19 protein-coding genes are annotated in these 17,065 nt (G+C 66.9%); 8 read left to right on the top strand and 11 right to left on the bottom strand.

Translation table 11 applies throughout. The features are described 5' to 3' along the window. Positions 1-34: 34 nt before the first annotated feature. From I5E68_RS02090 to coxB, 9 genes are all read right to left on the bottom strand, one after another. A complete protein-coding gene (locus I5E68_RS02090) occupies positions 35-934 on the bottom strand; it encodes a class I SAM-dependent methyltransferase (protein ID WP_197160302.1) in 900 nt (299 codons plus the stop codon). Between the two features lie 10 nt (positions 935-944). Next, entirely contained in the window at positions 945-2,345 is a 1,401-nt protein-coding gene (gene thrC, locus I5E68_RS02085) for a threonine synthase (protein ID WP_197160297.1), read from the bottom strand. A 79-nt stretch (positions 2,346-2,424) separates the two neighbouring features. Then, on the bottom strand, positions 2,425-3,024 hold the full coding sequence (locus I5E68_RS02080) for an SURF1 family protein (protein ID WP_197160295.1): 600 nt from the start codon (positions 3,022-3,024) through the stop codon (positions 2,425-2,427). A 127-nt stretch (positions 3,025-3,151) separates the two neighbouring features. Continuing rightward, positions 3,152-3,973: a cytochrome c oxidase subunit 3 gene (locus tag I5E68_RS02075; RefSeq protein WP_197160293.1), complete on the bottom strand. Its 822-nt coding sequence runs from the start codon at positions 3,971-3,973 to the stop codon at positions 3,152-3,154. An 82-nt stretch (positions 3,974-4,055) separates the two neighbouring features. Beyond that, positions 4,056-4,670: a cytochrome c oxidase assembly protein gene (locus I5E68_RS02070; RefSeq protein ID WP_197160292.1), complete on the bottom strand. Its 615-nt coding sequence runs from the start codon at positions 4,668-4,670 to the stop codon at positions 4,056-4,058. 4 nt (positions 4,671-4,674) lie between these two features. Beyond that, the gene (locus tag I5E68_RS02065; protein WP_197160290.1) at positions 4,675-4,821 is read right to left on the bottom strand and encodes a cytochrome c oxidase system small membrane protein; all 147 of its coding nucleotides are present in this window, start codon (positions 4,819-4,821) and stop codon (positions 4,675-4,677) included. Between the two features lie 10 nt (positions 4,822-4,831). After that, entirely contained in the window at positions 4,832-5,758 is a 927-nt protein-coding gene (locus tag I5E68_RS02060; protein WP_197164438.1) for a heme o synthase, read from the bottom strand. Positions 5,759-5,843: 85 nt separating this feature from the next. Then, the gene (gene ctaD, locus I5E68_RS02055) at positions 5,844-7,532 is read right to left on the bottom strand and encodes a cytochrome c oxidase subunit I (protein ID WP_197160288.1); all 1,689 of its coding nucleotides are present in this window, start codon (positions 7,530-7,532) and stop codon (positions 5,844-5,846) included. A gap of 32 nt (positions 7,533-7,564) precedes the next feature. After that, a complete protein-coding gene (coxB, locus tag I5E68_RS02050; protein WP_197160285.1) occupies positions 7,565-8,584 on the bottom strand; it encodes a cytochrome c oxidase subunit II in 1,020 nt (339 codons plus the stop codon). Between the two features lie 206 nt (positions 8,585-8,790). Here coxB and pyrE point away from each other — a divergent pair, with 206 nt between their 5' ends. The 8 genes from pyrE (at position 8,791) to ruvX (ending at position 14,721) form a co-directional block, all read left to right on the top strand. Next, entirely contained in the window at positions 8,791-9,375 is a 585-nt protein-coding gene (pyrE, locus tag I5E68_RS02045) for an orotate phosphoribosyltransferase (protein WP_197160284.1), read from the top strand. Between the two features lie 87 nt (positions 9,376-9,462). Then, positions 9,463-10,206 carry a pyridoxine 5'-phosphate synthase gene (locus tag I5E68_RS02040; RefSeq protein WP_197160282.1) on the top strand — a complete coding sequence of 248 codons (744 nt, stop codon included), beginning with the start codon at positions 9,463-9,465 and terminating at the stop codon, positions 10,204-10,206. Continuing rightward, on the top strand, positions 10,203-10,481 hold the full coding sequence (locus I5E68_RS02035; protein ID WP_197160280.1) for a hypothetical protein: 279 nt from the start codon (positions 10,203-10,205) through the stop codon (positions 10,479-10,481). The genes I5E68_RS02040 and I5E68_RS02035 overlap by 4 nt, the downstream gene beginning before the upstream one ends. Next, the gene (acpS, locus tag I5E68_RS02030; RefSeq protein ID WP_197160278.1) at positions 10,478-10,894 is read left to right on the top strand and encodes a holo-ACP synthase; all 417 of its coding nucleotides are present in this window, start codon (positions 10,478-10,480) and stop codon (positions 10,892-10,894) included. The genes I5E68_RS02035 and acpS overlap by 4 nt, the downstream gene beginning before the upstream one ends. A 17-nt stretch (positions 10,895-10,911) precedes the next feature. After that, positions 10,912-11,838 (top strand): signal peptidase I, encoded by a 927-nt coding sequence (gene lepB / locus I5E68_RS02025; protein WP_197160277.1) that lies wholly within the window; start codon positions 10,912-10,914, stop codon positions 11,836-11,838. Beyond that, a complete protein-coding gene (locus I5E68_RS02020) occupies positions 11,835-13,016 on the top strand; it encodes an AI-2E family transporter (protein ID WP_197160275.1) in 1,182 nt (393 codons plus the stop codon). The genes lepB and I5E68_RS02020 overlap by 4 nt, the downstream gene beginning before the upstream one ends. Positions 13,017-13,048: 32 nt before the next feature. Continuing rightward, entirely contained in the window at positions 13,049-14,257 is a 1,209-nt protein-coding gene (locus tag I5E68_RS02015) for a DUF3089 domain-containing protein (protein ID WP_197160273.1), read from the top strand. Next, positions 14,254-14,721 (top strand): Holliday junction resolvase RuvX, encoded by a 468-nt coding sequence (gene ruvX / locus I5E68_RS02010; RefSeq protein ID WP_197160271.1) that lies wholly within the window; start codon positions 14,254-14,256, stop codon positions 14,719-14,721. The genes I5E68_RS02015 and ruvX overlap by 4 nt, the downstream gene beginning before the upstream one ends. Here the strand turns inward: ruvX and I5E68_RS02005 are convergent. Both I5E68_RS02005 and I5E68_RS02000 read right to left on the bottom strand, forming a co-directional pair. Beyond that, the gene (locus tag I5E68_RS02005; protein WP_197160269.1) at positions 14,718-15,629 is read right to left on the bottom strand and encodes a transposase; all 912 of its coding nucleotides are present in this window, start codon (positions 15,627-15,629) and stop codon (positions 14,718-14,720) included. The two genes, ruvX and I5E68_RS02005, sit on opposite strands and share 4 nt — an antisense overlap. Further along, positions 15,617-16,597 (bottom strand): hypothetical protein, encoded by a 981-nt coding sequence (locus I5E68_RS02000; RefSeq protein ID WP_197160267.1) that lies wholly within the window; start codon positions 16,595-16,597, stop codon positions 15,617-15,619. Before I5E68_RS02000 ends, I5E68_RS02005 begins: the two co-directional genes overlap by 13 nt. Positions 16,598-17,065 lie beyond the last annotated feature (468 nt).

Here is a 17,065-nt window from a genome sequence, read left to right as displayed (position 1 = left end):
GCCGCATGCACGCCATGGCCGCAGGCCGGATAAGTCAGGCCGGGTTGGACCAGCGCGCGAAGATCGCGGTGGGCAGGATGCGCCCCTCGCCGTTCACGCCACCGTCCTCGCGCACCGCGAGATCGCCGTGCTCGATGGTGCCGGGAAGTTCAGCGAAGAGTTCGTCCATCAGGCCTGCGAGCGCGAGCGAGGACATGCGCACGGCATAGACGGTGAGGAACAGGAAGCGGCTGTCGCCGTCGAGCAGCTTGCGGCAGTCGGCGAGGAGGCCGGGGAGGTTCTCCTCCAGTCGCCAGGTCTCGCCGGTGGGGCCGCGCCCGAACTTGGGCGGATCGAGGATGATGCCGTCGTAGCGGCGGCCGCGGCGCACTTCGCGTGCGGCGAACTTGGCGGCATCGTCGATCATCCAGCGCACCGGGCGATCTTCGAGCCCGGCAAGCGCCGCGTTCTCGCGTGCCTGCGCAACCGACTTCTTCGAGGCATCGACGTGAGTCACGCGGCCATGCGCGGAGAGCGCGAGCGTGCCGACGCCGGTATAGCCGAAAAGGTTCATCGTCTCGGCATCGTCGCGCCCCGCAAGCTGGCCGCGCATCCAGTCCCACACCGGCGCCATGTCGGGGAAGAAGCCGAGATGGCGGAACGGCGTGCAGCTGGCGGTGAAGGCGACCTCGTTCCAGGCGAGCGGCCAGCCCTCGCGTGGCACCGGGCTCTCGAACACCCAGCGTCCGCCGCCATCCTCGTCCGAGCCGGGGACGAATTCGCCGTTCGCGGCCCAGTCGGCCTCGCGCGGGGTCCACATCGCCTGCGGTTCGGGGCGCACGAAGCGGTAGTCGCCGTAGCGCTCGAGCTTGCGACCGTGGCCCGAATCGACGAGCCCGTAGTCGTCCCAGCCTTCGCCGATCAGGACCTGCGGTTGCGTTTCGAGACGGGCCATCGCTCCTGCCTCAGGCCTTGGGGCTGGCGTGCTCGGCGACGAACGCGGCGATCGCGTCGTAGTCGCCGGGCAGCTTCACGCACTTTTCCTCGCGGTCGAACAGGTCGCCGACACGTGCGGGCAGGCTCGGGCGGTGGCCGGTCGAACGCTCGACCGCCTCGGGGAACTTGGCCGGGTGCGCGGTCGCCAGCGTGACCACCGGAACCGAGGCGTCGATCCCTGCGGTGCGCGCGGCGAAGAGGCCGCAAGCAGTGTGCGGGTCGATCAGCTCGCCGCAGTTCTCCCAGGCCCAGCGGATCGTCGAGGCCATCTCGTCGGCATCGGTGCGCGCCGACTGGAACAGCGCCGCCGCGCCCTCGCGCTGCGCATTGCTGAGCTGCATCGCCTTGTCGGCCTCGAAGCCCTTCATCTGCGCCGCCATCGCCGCGCCGTCACGCCCGCCGAGGTCGAACAGCAGGCGCTCGAAGTTGGACGAGACCTGGATGTCCATCGAGGGTGCCGCGGTCGGGGTGACCGTGCCCTGCGAGTAGTCGCCGCTCGAGAGTGCGCGGTGGAGGATGTCGTTGACGTTGGTCGCGACGATCAGCTTCTCGATGGGCAGGCCCATCTTCGCGGCGACGTATCCGGCGAAGACGTCGCCGAAGTTGCCGGTCGGCACCGAGAAGGCGACCTTGCGCTGCGGTGCGCCCAGCTGCACGGCAGCGGCGAAGTAGTAGACGACCTGGGCCATCAGTCGCGCCCAGTTGATCGAATTGACCGCGCCGATGGCGAAGCGATCGGTCATGTCCTTGTCGTTGAACATGCGCTTCACCATCGCCTGGGCATCGTCGAACGAGCCGTTGATCGCGATGTTGTGGACGTTGGGCGCGAGCACCGTCGTCATCTGGCGACGCTGCACGTCCGAGACGCGGCCCTCGGGGTGGAGCATGAACACGTCGACCTTGGCGCGTCCGGCAACCGCGTCGATAGCGGCAGAGCCGGTGTCGCCGCTGGTCGCGCCGACGATCGTCAGGTTGCGCTCCGAACGCGAGAGGAATTCCTCGAAGAACAGGCCGAGCAGCTGGAGTGCGACGTCCTTGAAGGCAAGCGTGGGGCCGTGGAACAGTTCGAGCACCCAGTGCTGCTCATCTAGCTGCACCATCGGGGTCACCGCCTTGTGGGCGAAGCGGCCATAGGCCTGGGTGGTCAGCTCGAGCAGGCGTTCGTAAGTCAGGCTGGTGCCGACGAAGGGCGCCATGACGCGCGCTGCGAGCTCGGCGTAAGGCAGCCCGGCCATGCCGGCGATCTCGCTCTCGGAGAAGCGCGGCCATTCAGCCGGCACGTAGAGGCCGCCGTCCGAGGCGAGCCCGGCGAGGGTCGCGCCTTCGAAGTCGAGAACCGGAGCATTGCCGCGCGTGCTGATGTAGTCCATGGCCATCCCTGTCGTTTCGGGCGCGGTTAGCGCCCCTGCGCGGGCAAGGCAATGCTTCTGCGCGATCAAGCGCGCCTTGTCAGGCCGGTGCGCGCAATCTCTTGCGTAGCAACAAGGCGTAGATGACCAGTGCGGTCAGCGCGAAGGCGAACCACTGGATCGCGTAGGACAGGTGATTGTTCGCAAGGTCCGAGGGGTCGGGCATGGCGTTCGGGGCGAGCCCGCCGAGCGGCGGCGCGGCAACGAGGCGTGGGCCCGGCGCGATCACGCCCTGGGCCTCGCCCCCGTTCCACCAGCTGCCCCCCTGCGTACCGGGCGCCGCGTTCTCGTCCCCATAGGGCCCGCGCGTCCAGCCCAGCACGACCGGGACCGTGCCACCGCCGGCAAGCACGCAGTCCTGCACCTGCGCCCAGCCCACCTCCTGCTGTGCGTTGCGCCCGGCGGCCGGCTTGGCCTTGCCCGAACGCAGGCAGGTGAGGCGCGCCTTGCGGTAGAGCAGGTCCTCGCCCGGATCGCGCCCATCCCAGTTGACCACCGCCGGATTGCCACTGGCGGCTGCAAAGCGCGCAAGCAGCGCCTCCTTCTCACCGCGCCGTTCGAGCTGCCAGACGCCGAGGCCGATCATCACGGCGACAGCGGCGAGCACGACCAGCGTCGAGAAGATCGGAATGCGGGCCATGGTCAGTCTCTCGGTTCGAATGCGGCGCCGTGCGCGTGGCGCACTGCGCTCAAAAGCGAAGGGCAGCCGACGCGTGGTCTGGCTGCCCCTGGCGATGGTATGTGTCGATGGCCGCTGGCGGACCGGGTCAGTGGGTGGGATAGCCCCAGCCGCCCCAGACGTAGACGGCGACAAAGAGGAACAGCCACACGACGTCGACGAAGTGCCAGTACCACGCAGCGGCCTCGAAGCCGAAATGCTGGCGCGGGGTGAAGTCGCCCTGGTAGGTGCGCACCAGGCAGACCGCGAGGAAGATCGTGCCGACGATGACGTGGAAGCCGTGGAAGCCGGTCGCCATGTAGAAGGCCGAGCCGTAGGTGTTCTCGCCGAAGGCGAAGGGGGCATGGAGATACTCGTAGCCCTGAATGAACGAGAACAGCACGCCGAGCAGGATCGTCGCCCAGAGGCCCTTCTTCACGCTCTCACGGTCGCCGTGGATCAGCGAATGGTGCGCCCAGGTCACGGTGGTGCCCGAGCACAGCAGGATCAGCGTGTTGAGCAGCGGCAGCGCGAAGGGGTCCATGACCGCCTCGATCGCCTTGGGCGGCCACTGCCCGTCGACCACCTCGGTGAGCGTGGTCGGGAACAGCGAGAAGTCGAAGAAAGCCCAGAACCAGCCGACGAAGAACATCACCTCGGAGGCGATGAACAGGATCATGCCGTAGCGCTGGTGAAGCTGCACGACCGGGGTGTGATCGCCTGCGCGCGCCTCGTGGACGATCTTGGTGAACCAGGTCCACATCGAAGCGATCAGCAGGGCAAGGCCGAGCCAGGGCACGAAGGTCCCGCCGGGCATGTCGTGCATGAACAGCACCATGCCCGAAGTGAAGATCAGCGCGCCGAGCGTAGTCGCCAGCGGGACGATGTCCGGCGGCAGAATGTGATATTCATGGTTCTTGGTACCGGCCATCGTGCCATCATCCCCGTTATTCGAAACTGTTATCGTGTCCCGCTTGCCCCCGAGGCCAGCGAAAAGTTCCTTGCTACCGGCCTTAACCGCCCGCTTGATCGTGGTCCAGACCCTTTGCGACCTGATCGGCAGGATCGCGCACCGAACTTACATGGAAGGTGTAGCTCAAGGTGATCTGCTCGACATCCTTGTTGTCCTCGTCGTCGAGGATGGCAGGGTCGACGTAGTAGAGCACCGGCATCTTCACCGCCTCGTCCGGCTGGAGCGTCTGCTCGGTGAAGCAGAAGCACTGGATCTTGTTGAAGTAGCGCGCGGCCTGCTCGGGCTCGACGTTGAAGCTGGCGGTGCCGGTGACGATCTTGTCCGACGTGTTGTGCGCGTAGAACAGCGCCATGTCGCGCTCGCCGATGGTCACCGTGTCGGTGCGCTGGAGCGGACGGAATTCCCAGGGCATGCCGCGCTCGACGTTGGCGTCGAAACGGATCGACATCGTGCGCGCGACCGACTGCACGCCAGCCGCCTGCGCGGCATCGACGCGCTGGGTCGTGCCGCCATAGCCGGTCACCTGGCAGAAGATGCGGTAAAGCGGGACTGCGGCGAAACCCATGCCCAGCATGGCGAGCGCCATCGCCAGCCCGATCAGGCCGACCCTGCGGTTCGCACTCGCGCGCTTCGCCTGCTGGATCGTCGCTGCCATCGCCTCAGCTCAGCTTGGCGATGGAGATGAAGAAAACGAGAATCACGAAGGCCGCAAGGCTGAGCCCCAGCACCTTGTTGCGATCGCGGCGGATCTGCTCGAACGAGCGGGTCTCGGGCGGCTGTTCCTCGGTGTTCTTTTCGCGGCGCATGGCAGTTTCCTCAGATCACGACGAAGCGGTCGAGCACCAGGGCGGCGAAGAGCGCGAACAGGTAGAGCACGGAATAAGCGAAGAGCTGCTTCTCGGGCTTCATCGTGTCCTCCTCGCCGCGCGTGCGCAGGCCGACGCGGATCGAGAGCAGGAGGAACAGGCTCGAGAGAACCAATGCGGAAATACCGTAGACAGCGCCGGTACCACCGATCCACCAGGGGACCATGGTCAGCGGCAGGAGCAGCACGGCGTAGATCAGGATCTGGCGGCGGGTGGATTTCTCGCCCGCGACCACCGGCATCATCGGAATGCCGACCTTGGCGTAATCGCTCTTCACGAAGAGCGCGAGCGCCCAGAAGTGCGGCGGGGTCCACATGAAGATGATCGCGAAGAGCAGGATCGGCATCGTCGTGATCTCGCCGGTCGCCGCGACCCAGCCGATCAGCGGCGGGAAGGCGCCAGCGCCGCCACCAATGACGATGTTCTGCGGGGTGCGCGGCTTGAGCCAGACGGTATAGATCAGCGCGTAGTAGACGATCGAGATAGCGAGGATCGCGGCGGGCAGCCAGCCGACCGCGAAGCCCATCAGGAACACCGAGACCGCGCAGAGCACGCCCGCGAAGTCGCGCGCGGTGGTGCGGTCGAGCCGCCCTTGCGGAAGCGGCCGCTTGGCGGTGCGCTTCATGCCCGCATCGATGTCCGCTTCCCACCACTGGTTGAGCGCTGCGGCGCCGCCCGCACCCATCGCGATGCACAGGATCGCGGTGAAGGCGAGCACCGGGTGGATGCGCTCGGGCGCGGCGATCAGGCCGCACAACCCGGTGAAGATCACCAGGCTCATCACCCGCGGCTTGGTGAGCGCGAACAGGTCGCGCCAGTCAGCGGGCAGCGGGCCGCTTGCCGGCTGGGTCGAGGGAATCGTGGTCGAAGGCGTCATCGTCATGCGCGGGCCCTTACACCCGAATGCCCCGCCGAGGCGAGCCCGGAGCATCCGGGACCCGCCCTGGGGCTTGGCGCCACACTCAATGGTGGGCGGTTTCCTCGATGACCGGCAGGGTCTCGAACTGGTGGAACGGCGGCGGGCTGCTCAGCGTCCACTCGAGCGTCGTCGCGCCTTCGCCCCAGTAGTTGTCCTCGACACGGCGGCCGGCGGAAAACGCGTAGACGATGTTGGCGAACCAGATCGCGATGCTGGCGGCCATGACCATGTAGCCCCAGGTCGCGAACTGGTTCCAGTAGGTATAGGCCTCTGCATAGTCGGGGTAGCGACGCGGCATGCCCTGCAGCCCGAGGAAGTGCATCGGGAAGAAGATCATGTTCACGCCGACGAAGAACACCGCGAAGTGCAGGTACGACAGCGCTTCGGAGTGCATGCGCCCGCTCATCTTGGGGAACCAGTAGTAGAACCCTGCGAAGAGCGAGGTCACCGCGCCGAGCGAGAGCACGTAGTGGAAGTGCGCGACGACGTAGTAGGTGTCGTGGAGGTTGTCGTCGACGCCGCCGTTGGCAAGCACGACGCCGGTCACGCCGCCCACGGTGAACAGGAAGATGAAGCCGATCGCCCAGACCATCGGCGACTTGAACTCGATCGAGCCGCCCCACATCGTGGCGATCCACGAGAAGATCTTCACGCCGGTGGGCACCGCGATGACCATGGTGGCAGCGGTGAAGTACATCTTGGTGTTCACCGAAAGGCCGGTCGAATACATGTGGTGCGCCCACACGATGAAGCCGACGACGCCGATCGCGACCATGGCGTAGGCCATGCCGAGGTAGCCGAAGACGGGCTTCTTCGAGAAGGTCGAGATGATCTGCGAGATGATGCCGAAGCCGGGCAGGATCATGATGTAGACTTCGGGGTGGCCGAAGAACCAGAACAGGTGCTGGTACAGGACCGGATCGCCGCCACCGGCGGGATCGAAGAAGGTCGTGCCGAAGTTACGGTCGGTCAGCAGCATGGTGATCGCGGCGGCGAGCACCGGCAGCGAGAGCAGCAGCAGGAACGCGGTGACCAGCACCGACCACACGAACAGCGGCATCTTGTGCAGGGTCATGCCCGGCGCGCGCATGTTGAAGATGGTGGTGATGAAGTTGATCGCGCCCATGATCGAGCCCGCACCCGAAAGGTGCAGCGCGAAGATGCCGAAATCGACAGCCGGGCCGACCGAGCCCGAAGTCGAGAGCGGGGCATAGACCGTCCAGCCGGTACCCGCGCCAAGCCCGGTGCCGCCCGGGACGAAGGCCGAGCACAGCAGCGAGACGAAGCCCGCGACCGTCAGCCAGAACGAGATGTTGTTCATGCGCGGGAAGGCCATGTCGGGCGCGCCGATCATGATCGGCACGAACCAGTTGCCGAAGCCGCCGATGATCGCGGGCATGACCATGAAGAAGACCATGATCAGGCCGTGCGCGGTGATCAGCACGTTCCAGGTGTGCAGCGTCTGCGTGAAGTCGGGGTTCTCGGCGCCGAACCAGCGCGAGAACATGTCGAGGTACTGGATACCCGGCTCGGCGAGCTCGACGCGCATCATGCCCGAGAAAGCACCGCCGATGATCCCCGCGAAGATCGCGAAGATCAGGTACATCGTGCCGATGTCCTTGTGGTTGGTCGACATGAACCAGCGGGCGAAGAAGCCCGGGTGGTCATGCCCGTGATCGTGGTGGCCGTGGTCGTCGACGTGGCCCTGGAACTGGTCTGCGGTGGTTGCCATCTTGGTGAACCTTATCCTTGCCTGCGCTGGGCTTACTCGACGGGAGCTTCGGTGGCCTCGGCCACGCCAGCATCCACGGGCACGGTATCGACCGCGGGCTGTTCGGCGGGTGCGGCCTCGGCGGCGGCAGGCGCCTCCTGGCCGTCGATCACGCCGCCGGCGTGGGTCATGACCCACGCGTTGTACTTGTCACGCGGGAGCGCCTCGACCGCGATCGGCATGTAGCCGTGCTTCGCGCCGCAAAGCTCGGAGCACTGGCCGTAGTACACGCCCGGCTTCTCGACCATGAGCACGCGCTCGTTGATGCGTCCGGGCACCGCGTCGAGCTTGAACCACAGCGAGGGTACGGCGAACGAGTGGATCACGTCGGCGGCGGTGATCTGCAGGCGGATCGGCTCGCCCACCGGCACGACCATGCGGTTGTCGACCTCGAGGTGCGAGGGACCGTCCCAGGGCTCGGAGCCGACTTCGCGGATGCCGTTGTTGACGACCGGCTGGCCCGGCAGGTTGAGCATGTTCGAGATTACCTCGAAGTCGCCATTGTCGGGGTAGCCGTAAGTCCAGAACCACTGGTTGCCGGTGACCTTGATGGTGAGCGCGCTCTTGGGGGCGGGCTTGTACTGCTTGGCGATGAGGTCGATCGAGGGGACCGCGATGCCGAGCAGGATGAACACCGGCAGGATCGTCCAGACGATCTCGATCGCGGTGTTGTGGCTGGTCTTGGAGGCGACCGGGTTGGCGCGGCGATTGTAGCGCACAGCGACCCAGACGAGCAGCGCGAGCACGAAGACGCAGATCACGGTGATGATCGGCATGAGCACGATATTGTGGATCCAGGCGCCGTATTCACCGATCTTGGAATACTGGTCCTGGAAGCCCAGCCCCGCCTCGCTCGGCATGCCGACGCCCTGCGTCGGCTTCATCGGCGTATAGCCCGCAGCGGCGTCCTGCGCGAAGGCAGGCGCAGCAGCGAAAAGCGAAACGCTGGTGGCGGAGAGTGCGAGAGCCTTTGCGCCAAGGCTCACGGAACGGGCGATCTGACCGGATATCATGTTCTAGCGTTTCCGTCTTTTTATCGAACGTACACGCGAATCGCCCCGCCTGCACGCACCCCAAATGCGGAGGCTTTTGCCCCCCTTCCCTCTTTGCCTATACGCGCGCTTGCCGCCTGCCTCAAGCGCCTCTAGGGGAAAATTCACGAAACGGCGCAGTAACAAGGCGCCAGCCCTATCGAAATGACACGAAGGAATTGACCGAAATGCAGGAAGAAGAGGTCCTCGCCGAGTTCCGGGCCAGCAAGGCCTTGCTGGAAGGACATTTTCTCTTGTCCTCCGGACGTCACAGCGCGCACTACCTTCAGTGCGCCCGGGTCCTGATGAACCCCGACCGCGCCGGCAGACTCGCCGTGGCGCTGGCGGCCAAGCTGCCCCACGACGTGCGCAAGCAGATCCAGAAGGTGGTCTCGCCCGCGATGGGCGGCGTGATCATCGGCCAGGAAATGGGCCGCGCACTGCAGGTCGATGCGATGTTCGTCGAGCGCCCCGAGGGTACTTTCGAGCTGCGCCGCGGCTTCAGCCTCGAGCCGGGCGACAAGGTGCTGATGGTCGAGGACGTGGTCACCACCGGCAAGTCGAGCCGCGAGGCGATCAAGGCGATCGAGGCGGCTGGCGGCGAAGTCATCGCCGCGGCCTCGCTGGTCGACCGCTCGGCGGGCGAAGTGGACCTTGGCGTCCCCTATTTCCCGCTCGTCGCGCTCAGCTTCCCGACTTATGCCCCCGACGAGCTGCCCCCCGAACTGGCGGGCACCCAGGCCGTCAAGCCGGGCAGCCGCGTCCAGTCCTGATCGCGTCTCGCCGGGCACTGGCCGGGGCTTGCCCTCGTCCGGTTCCCGGCGCGATGCCGACCCGCTCACAACCACGCGAGATGCATCGTGACCAGCGTCCATAACCCCGCCCGCCTGCGCCTTGGCGTCAACATCGACCACGTCGCCACGATCCGCAACGCACGCGGCGGCGCGCATCCCGATCCGGCGCGCGCCGCCGAGATCGTCGCGCGCGCGGGCGGCGACGGGATCACCGTGCACTTGCGCGAGGATCGCCGCCACATCCGCGACGAGGACCTCGCGCGCGTCGCCGATGCGACCGGCCTGCCGATCAACCTCGAGATGGCCGCGACCGAGGAAATGCTCGAGATCGCACTCCGGCATCGCCCGCATGCGGCCTGCATCGTGCCCGAGCGGCGCGAGGAGCGCACCACCGAGGGCGGTCTCGATGCAGCAGGCCAGCACAACCGCCTCGCCCCGCTGGTCGCGCGGTTGAGCGATGCGGGCATCCGCGTCAGCCTGTTCATCGCTCCCGAACCGCACCAGATCGAGGCGGCGATGAAGCTGGGCGCGCCCGTCGTCGAACTGCACACCGGCGAATATGCGCACGCCACCGGCGCCGACGTCGCCATCGAGGTGAAGCGCATCGCCGACATGGCCGCGCTGGCCGCCAAGAACGGGATCGAGCCGCACGCCGGGCATGGCCTCACTTACGACAACGTCCAGCCGATCGCGGCCATCCCGCAGATCGCCGAGCTCAACATCGGTCACTACCTCATCGGCGAGGCGATCTTCACCGGGCTCGAGGCGAGCATCCTGCGCATGCGCACGCTGATGGACGAAGTGCGGTGAACCGCCCGCGCGCCGACTTCGACCGCCTGCGGCGCCGGATTCGGCTGGTCTGCCTCTTCGTCGTGCCCGTCATCGCCTGCACGATCACCGGTCTTGCCTTGTGGAGCGATGCGCGCGCGAACCGTCCCTTCGAGGTTCACCCGATCTTCTCGGGTCTCGGCATGATCGGCTGGGGGTTCGTCGTCTTCGTGCTCTCGGGACCGACGCTGACAGCCATCGAGCGCCTGCGCGCCCGGCTCGACGAACACCGCGCGCGGCGCCGGAGCCGGCGATGATCATCGGCCTTGGCTCGGACCTGTGCAGCATCGAGCGCATCGCGAATTCGCTCGAGCGTTTCGGCGAACGCTTCGAGCGCCGGATCTTCACCGAGGCAGAGCGTGCCCGTGCGGCCCTGCGCCCGCACACCCGCGCAGGAACGCTGGCCAAGCGCTTCGCCGCCAAGGAGGCTTTTTCCAAGGCGCTTGGCACCGGATTCACCGCGGGCGTGTTCATGCACGACATCGGCGTGATCAACGACGACGCTGGCGCTCCCACCCTTGCCCTGACCGGTGGCGCGCACGATCGCCTTGCCGCCATGACACCTGCGGGTCACAAGGCGGTGGTTCACCTCACGCTCACCGACGACCACCCATGGGCGCAGGCCTTCGTCATCATCGAAGCGCGCCCGCTTACCCCTGTTGCCGAGTAGATCGATTGCCCTCCCAAATGACCGAAAACCGCCCCGAGACCAGCAAAGACGAAGGTTCGGCCAGCCCCACCGGAGGCCACGAGGAGAAGGTCAAGTGGTGGCACGAGGTTCGCGGCCTCGTGCTGATGCTGCTGGGCGTGCTGGCGTTTCATTCGTTCGTCGCCAAGCCGTTCTACATCCCCTCGATCTCGATGATGCCCAATCTGCTGGTCGGTGACCGGCTGGTGGTTTCCAAGTATGCCTATGGCTGGAACTGGTCCTCGATCAGCTTCCACTTGCTCCCGCGCGGCGACTGGCGGCTTTTCGGCAAGACCCCCGAATACGGCGACATCGTCATCGTCGTTCCGGGCAACCGCAAGGCCGACCTGATCAAGCGCGTCGTCGCCCTTCCCGGAGACCGCATTGCCGTCGTCGACGGCCGCATTCGTCTCAACGGCAAGTTCATCAGGCGCGAGGTCGTCCCCGCAGTGCAGATCGATGCCGATCCCAAGCTCCAGTGCGAGGGACAGGAGCCGGGCGAGTGCTACCGCGGCTTCGAGCAGTACCTCACGCGCCTGCCCAGCGGCCGCATGGTCTACGAGTTGCCGACCTACCGTGAAACATTGCCCAACGGAGCGAGTTACCGGGTGATCGACTATATCGATCAGCGTCTGGACAACTATGCCGAGATCACCGTGCCCGAAGGTCACGTCTTCCTGATGGGCGACGACCGCGACCGCTCCGCCGACAGCCGTGCCCCGTTCGAGGACTGGGGCGGGATGCATGGCGGCGGCCTCGGCGGGCCGGTACCGCTCTCGGACATCGGCGGACGTGCCGAATTCATCACCTTCTCGCTCGACGGCAGCCAGAGCTGGAACCCGCTGTCCTGGTGGGGCGCACTGCGCGACGGACGCGCCTTCACCAGCCTGCGCCCGCCGATCGACGCAGCCGCGGCGGCGCGATGAACGCCTCGGGCGACATCGATCCCGCGCCCGAAAGCGCTGGCGGTTCCACGCACGAGCACGCCGCAAGGGTGCGCCGGGTGGGCCCGACCGACATCACCGATCCCGTAGTCCGGCAGGAGGCGCGCAAGGCCTTCGTGTGGATCGGCGTGCTGCTGCTCTTCGCACTCGCAATCTTGCTCTCGCGCCCGCTGCTGGTGGTCTTCGGCGGCATCGTCTTCGGCGCCCTGCTCGACGGCGGCGCGCGGCTGCTGCGCCGCGTCCTGCCGATCGGGCGGACCTGGTGCGTGCTGCTCGTGATCATCGCAGCGCTGCTCGCGGCCATCTGGCTCGCACGCTTTGCCGGTAGCCAGATCGCGGTGCAGGCCGCCGAACTGCCCGCCACGATCGAAGGACAGTACATCCGCGCGATTGCTTGGCTGCGCGGCCACGGCATCAACGTCACCGAAGTCGACCTGCGCACCATGGCGCGCGAGGCGATGGGCGGTATCGGCCAGGTGACCGCGGTCGTGGGCGGCCTCATCGGCGCGATGACGACGCTGTTCCTGATCCTCGTTCTGGGCATCTATTTCGCGCTCGAGCCGCGCCTCTATCGCCGCGGCGTGGGCTGGATGCTGCCGGTCGACCGGCGCGATCACTTCGAAGTCACCGCGCAGACCATGGGCGCTGCACTGCGCCGCCTGCTCATGGGCCGGGTGATCGGCATGGCGGTAGAGGGCGTGTTCACATACGCCATGCTCGATGCCTACGGCGTGCCGATGGCCGCCTTGCTCGGCCTGATCACCGCACTGCTGGCCTTCCTGCCCAACATCGGCGCGCCGATCTCCGGCGCGGTGATGGTCCTCGTGGGCTTTTCCGGCGGTGTCGAGATGGGGCTCTACACGATCTTCGTCTATCTCGTGGTCCATCTCATCGACGGCTACCTGATCGTGCCGATCATCGCGCGCAAGACGGTCGACCTGCCGCCCGCTCTCGTCCTCGCGGCGCAGCTAATCATGGGCGTCCTGTTCGGCCTCATCGGCCTCGCCCTTGCCGATCCGCTTGTCGCGATGATCAAGATCTGGCTCGAACGCGAAGCCGCGCGCAACATCGCCCCGACCCGGGAGATCGGCGAGGACGAGGTCGACGAGGCGCTCCTCGACCGGGCGCGCGAAACCGCTACACCGCAGGGCGACGCTTGACCCGCGCGGCCCAAGCGGCAAGACGCTGAACCATGGCTCGCAAGTTCCTCTATGTCGTCGCGGTTCTCCTCGTGCTCTTCGTCGCAGGGCGTCTGGCGCTGACCTTCTTCGCCGAGGACCTCACCGAGCTGACCTTCGTGCCCGGGGGCGACTTCGAGGCGCTGGAACCGCTCCCCGGCAATGTCTGGGACAAGCCGGCGATGTGGATTTCGGGACCGCTCGCCGCACAAGGACACGGCACGGACTGGAGCGACCCTGCTGCCTGGCTCCCCACCGGCGCGAGCGAGCCGCCCCGCGGCACCCAGCGCGCGGCCGTGTTTTTCATCCACCCCACCAGCTTTCTCGAAAAGTCCGCCTGGAACGCGCCGCTCGAGAACAGCGAGGCCAACGATCGTGCGGCACTGTTCGTGCAGGCCATGGGCAGCGCCTTCACTTCCGCAGGAACGGTCTGGAGCCCGCGCTATCGTCAGGCGACGATCGGCGCCTTCTTCACGGACCGCCCCGATGCGCAAGAGGCCCTCGACCTCGCCTATCGTGACATCGAGAGCGCCTTTGCCGTATTCGCGGCCAGAAACCCGCGCGGCCCGATCGTGCTCGTCGGGCACAGCCAGGGCGCGCTGCTGCTGCGCCGCCTGCTGCGCGACCATGTCGCGAACACGCCGCTCGCCCCGCGCATCGCTGCGGCCTATCTCGCAGGCTGGCCGGTGTCGCTCGAACACGACCTGCCCGCGATGGGGCTGCCCGCCTGCACCAGCGACGATCAGTCGAACTGCGTGCTCTCATGGCTCTCGGTCGCCGACCCTGCCGATACCCAGATGCTGCTCAAGGGCTATGCCCGCCGTCCCGGCCTCGATGGCAAGCCTCTCGCGGGCAGTGCCTTCCTGTGCACCAATCCGCTGACCGGCTCGCAGGACGGGCAGAGCGGTGCCGCCGCGAACCTGGGAACGCTGGTGCCCGACTTCGCCAAGCGCACCGGCACGCTCGAACCGCAAGTGGTCCCGGCAGGCTGCGGCATGGACGGCTTCCTCCACATCGGGGCGCCGCCCAAGCTCGACATGGGTGAGTACGTGATGCCGGGCAATAACTACCACGTCTACGACATCACCCTGTTCTGGGAGAACCTGCGCGGCGACGTGCGCAAGCGCCTCACCGCCTGGACCGCCGAACAGGACCGTGCCCCGCCCGAGCTGTCTGGCCGCCTGCCGCGCAGCCCGCAGGAGCCTTCGGAGACCTTACCGTGATCACCACCGGCACCCTCGACTTTCGCGATGCCCTGCCCGAGGGCGGCGCGCTGATGGCTCTCGACCTCGGCACGCAGACCATCGGCACCGCGTTCTGCGATGCAGGCTGGAACTTCGCCACGCCCGGAAAGACCCTCAAGCGCGGCAAGTTCGGCGCCGACAAGGCCCTGCTCGAGACGCTCGTGCACGACCGTTCTGTCCGCGGCATCGTGATCGGTCTACCCCTCAACATGGACGGTTCCGAAGGCCCGCGCTCGCAATCGAGCCGCGCCTATGCCCGCAACCTCGCCGCGCTTGGCCTGCCGATCCTGCTGTGGGACGAACGCTGGTCGACGATGGGGGCCGAACGCGGGCTGCTCGATCAGGACATGAGCCGCGCCAAGCGCAAGGAGCGCATCGATTCCGCTGCCGCTACGGTGATCCTGCAGGCTGCGATCGACGCCCTTGCCGGCGGGATGTTCTAGCGCCCGCTCCGGCGCATGGCCTGCGCATGGCGCGCGACGAGCCGACTGCCGCCGCGTTCCGCCTGAGCCCAGAGCGCATCGCGCGCGGCATCGTCGGGAGCCTGTGCGACGAGCGCACGCCACGCCGCAAGCCGCATGCGATCACTGGGATGGTGGCGCGCGAACCGCTCCGCAAGATCGAGTGCCTCTTCGCCGCCCAGCCCGACCGCGATGCGCAGGAATGCCTCGCTCGGCCCCCCGCCGTGGCGCGCGGCGATGATCGCGCTCGACCCGTCGGCGATCTCGAACTGATAATGCTCCAGCCAGCCATGCACCGCGTGGTTGTGGGCCAGCGCCAGCGTGACCGCCAGCGAGCGGGGAGGCTGCACCCGGTGAATGTCGCGGCCTGCGCGGTAGCGCACCATCATGCCCGGTTCGAGCACGAGGTTTTCCGCCGGCGTGATCGCAACCCGCTCACCGACATGGCCCTCGACCTGCGCAGCCTCGTAAGTCCAAGCCTCCATTTCCAGGCCGGGTCCGAAGTAACCCAGCTGGAGGAAATCGAACGTGTGGTCGTGCGCCCTGTCGTAATCGAACGGTGCGGGGCCACTGACACGATAGGCATGGTCCTCGATGCCCGGCCATATCTGCGCGACGATGAAGAAGTTGCCCTCGCCGGGCGGACAGATCATCACCGCGTTGCCGCCAAGCCCGGCCAGCGCGTCCGAGGTCCCCGCCCCGGTTCCGGCCAGAGCATCGACGAGGATGTCGCCGAGGAAATCGCGGTTGTTGCCCAGCCGTGCCAGCCAGCGCGCGGCATTCTCGAGGCTGCCCGATTCCTCCGGATCAAAGCCCGGACCGCTCATCCCGGACCGGCATTGCTCGGGCGTGGCGACGCCGCTCTCGCCAAGAGTGATCAGCTCGGCCATGAGCCACCTTGCGTTTCGTCGCCGTTCTGTCTCTCGACCGCTTCGCGCAATGTGCCGACATGCGCGCACAGGGGATCGTCGCTCGCAGCAGCGATCGCATCGATGGCATCGAGGCCCGCATCGAGGTCGAGCACGAGCAGTTCACGCAAAGCCTGCCAGCGCAGCGAGACCTCGCCCCGGCCCAAGGCGATCGCGCGCATGCCAGGCACCGCGTCGCGACGCTCCATCGCGCGCAGGGTCGCCATCGCCAGTTCACGCCGGCTGTCGTCGGCGGCAGCTGCCGCACGATGCACCAGGCGACCATCCGCCAGCGCATGTTCGCGCACCACCGCCTCGCCCGGAAGTGCGCGTTGGAGACGCAGGACCAGCATGGCTCCGGAAGCGGAACGCACGTGCAGTTTCTCGCGGGCACCAATGCGATGGTGGATCGAATCGGATGCGAGTTCGAGCTCCCGGCGTTGCAGGACGAGCGTGTCGCTTGCCGCAGTCGGCTCGCCAATGATCAGCTCCCCCGTCCCCGAGCCCGCGATCACGCGCGACCAGCTTTCCACCGGCTCGAACACGACGCTCGCTCGCGGCTCAGCGCGCGCCAGCTCGCAGCCATCGAAACAGCTCAGCGTCAGACTGGCCGTACCGCAACGCGCCAGTACCAGCATGGCAACCACGTCGCCCGGGGCGTAGGCCAGCGGCATCTGTCCGAGCGGATGCGCATCCAGCGCGAGAAGGGTCCCCGATACGAAACGCTCGACGAGCAGGCTCGCCGCCTCGTTGCCACTCTGGAACAGCGCAGCCAGCGGCCGACATCCGGCGAGCGTTTCGCCCGCAGCGAAACGCTCCATTGCCTCGAGCACCGATGCCATCGACGGGTCGGAACGCCAGGCCGCAAGCGCCTGCTCGAGCGCGGCCTGCCCGGCCCGCCACTCGCCATCGTCGCGGCGCAGGGCCGCGAGGGGTTCGCGCAATGACATGGTCCGGTTCGCCCCGTCAGTTACCGCGCTCAAGCGGGAACAGACAGCCCAGCGCCACGGCGCGATCTGCCTCGCCGCGACTGATCACGCGCGGGTCGGCACGGGTACCGAAAAAGGCGGTGGGACTGGCGAGGTCAGGCAAGAGGCTCGGACTGATCCGGGCTGGACCATGTTGTTTTTCCTGAGACACCTCGGACTGCTCCTTAGCACGCGACAGCGCAGCACTCACCATCGCCCGGCCACGCCGGACATACACTTTCAAGTATTAGCTATTCATGAAAGCGACCTAGCGAATACCAGAATGACTAGCGCTCGCAAGAGTTGCAATGGGTTAAACTGACGCAACGCCCGTACGAGATGCATCGCAAGACCGATTTTCTGCCTATGCAGCCAAGTGCACGGAACTAGTTCTCGACGACAATCATCAAGTTATCACTTGCTCAATTTACCCGCACCCGTCACGACACC

It is taken from the genome of Novosphingobium aureum (genome assembly GCF_015865035.1).
Lineage (GTDB): Bacteria > Pseudomonadota > Alphaproteobacteria > Sphingomonadales > Sphingomonadaceae > Novosphingobium > Novosphingobium aureum.
This window is presented reverse-complemented; position numbering and strand designations above follow the sequence as displayed.

What these genes read in the sequence shown, in the direction of transcription:
- thrC (WP_197160297.1), bottom strand. Translation starts at nt 2,345, where the DNA reads ATGGACTACATCAGCACGCGCGGCAATGCTCCGGTTCTCGACTTCGAA.
- I5E68_RS02015 (WP_197160273.1), top strand. Translation starts at nt 13,049, where the DNA reads ATGGCTCGCAAGTTCCTCTATGTCGTCGCGGTTCTCCTCGTGCTCTTC.
- ctaD (WP_197160288.1), bottom strand. Translation starts at nt 7,532, where the DNA reads ATGGCAACCACCGCAGACCAGTTCCAGGGCCACGTCGACGACCACGGC.
- acpS (WP_197160278.1), top strand. Translation starts at nt 10,478, where the DNA reads ATGATCATCGGCCTTGGCTCGGACCTGTGCAGCATCGAGCGCATCGCG.
- I5E68_RS02005 (WP_197160269.1), bottom strand. Translation starts at nt 15,629, where the DNA reads ATGGCCGAGCTGATCACTCTTGGCGAGAGCGGCGTCGCCACGCCCGAG.
- I5E68_RS02090 (WP_197160302.1), bottom strand. Translation starts at nt 934, where the DNA reads ATGGCCCGTCTCGAAACGCAACCGCAGGTCCTGATCGGCGAAGGCTGG.
- I5E68_RS02070 (WP_197160292.1), bottom strand. Translation starts at nt 4,670, where the DNA reads ATGGCAGCGACGATCCAGCAGGCGAAGCGCGCGAGTGCGAACCGCAGG.
- coxB (WP_197160285.1), bottom strand. Translation starts at nt 8,584, where the DNA reads ATGATATCCGGTCAGATCGCCCGTTCCGTGAGCCTTGGCGCAAAGGCT.
- I5E68_RS02080 (WP_197160295.1), bottom strand. Translation starts at nt 3,024, where the DNA reads ATGGCCCGCATTCCGATCTTCTCGACGCTGGTCGTGCTCGCCGCTGTC.
- I5E68_RS02065 (WP_197160290.1), bottom strand. Translation starts at nt 4,821, where the DNA reads ATGCGCCGCGAAAAGAACACCGAGGAACAGCCGCCCGAGACCCGCTCG.
- I5E68_RS02060 (WP_197164438.1), bottom strand. Translation starts at nt 5,758, where the DNA reads ATGACGCCTTCGACCACGATTCCCTCGACCCAGCCGGCAAGCGGCCCG.
- I5E68_RS02000 (WP_197160267.1), bottom strand. Translation starts at nt 16,597, where the DNA reads ATGTCATTGCGCGAACCCCTCGCGGCCCTGCGCCGCGACGATGGCGAG.
- I5E68_RS02020 (WP_197160275.1), top strand. Translation starts at nt 11,835, where the DNA reads ATGAACGCCTCGGGCGACATCGATCCCGCGCCCGAAAGCGCTGGCGGT.
- pyrE (WP_197160284.1), top strand. Translation starts at nt 8,791, where the DNA reads ATGCAGGAAGAAGAGGTCCTCGCCGAGTTCCGGGCCAGCAAGGCCTTG.
- lepB (WP_197160277.1), top strand. Translation starts at nt 10,912, where the DNA reads ATGACCGAAAACCGCCCCGAGACCAGCAAAGACGAAGGTTCGGCCAGC.
- I5E68_RS02075 (WP_197160293.1), bottom strand. Translation starts at nt 3,973, where the DNA reads ATGGCCGGTACCAAGAACCATGAATATCACATTCTGCCGCCGGACATC.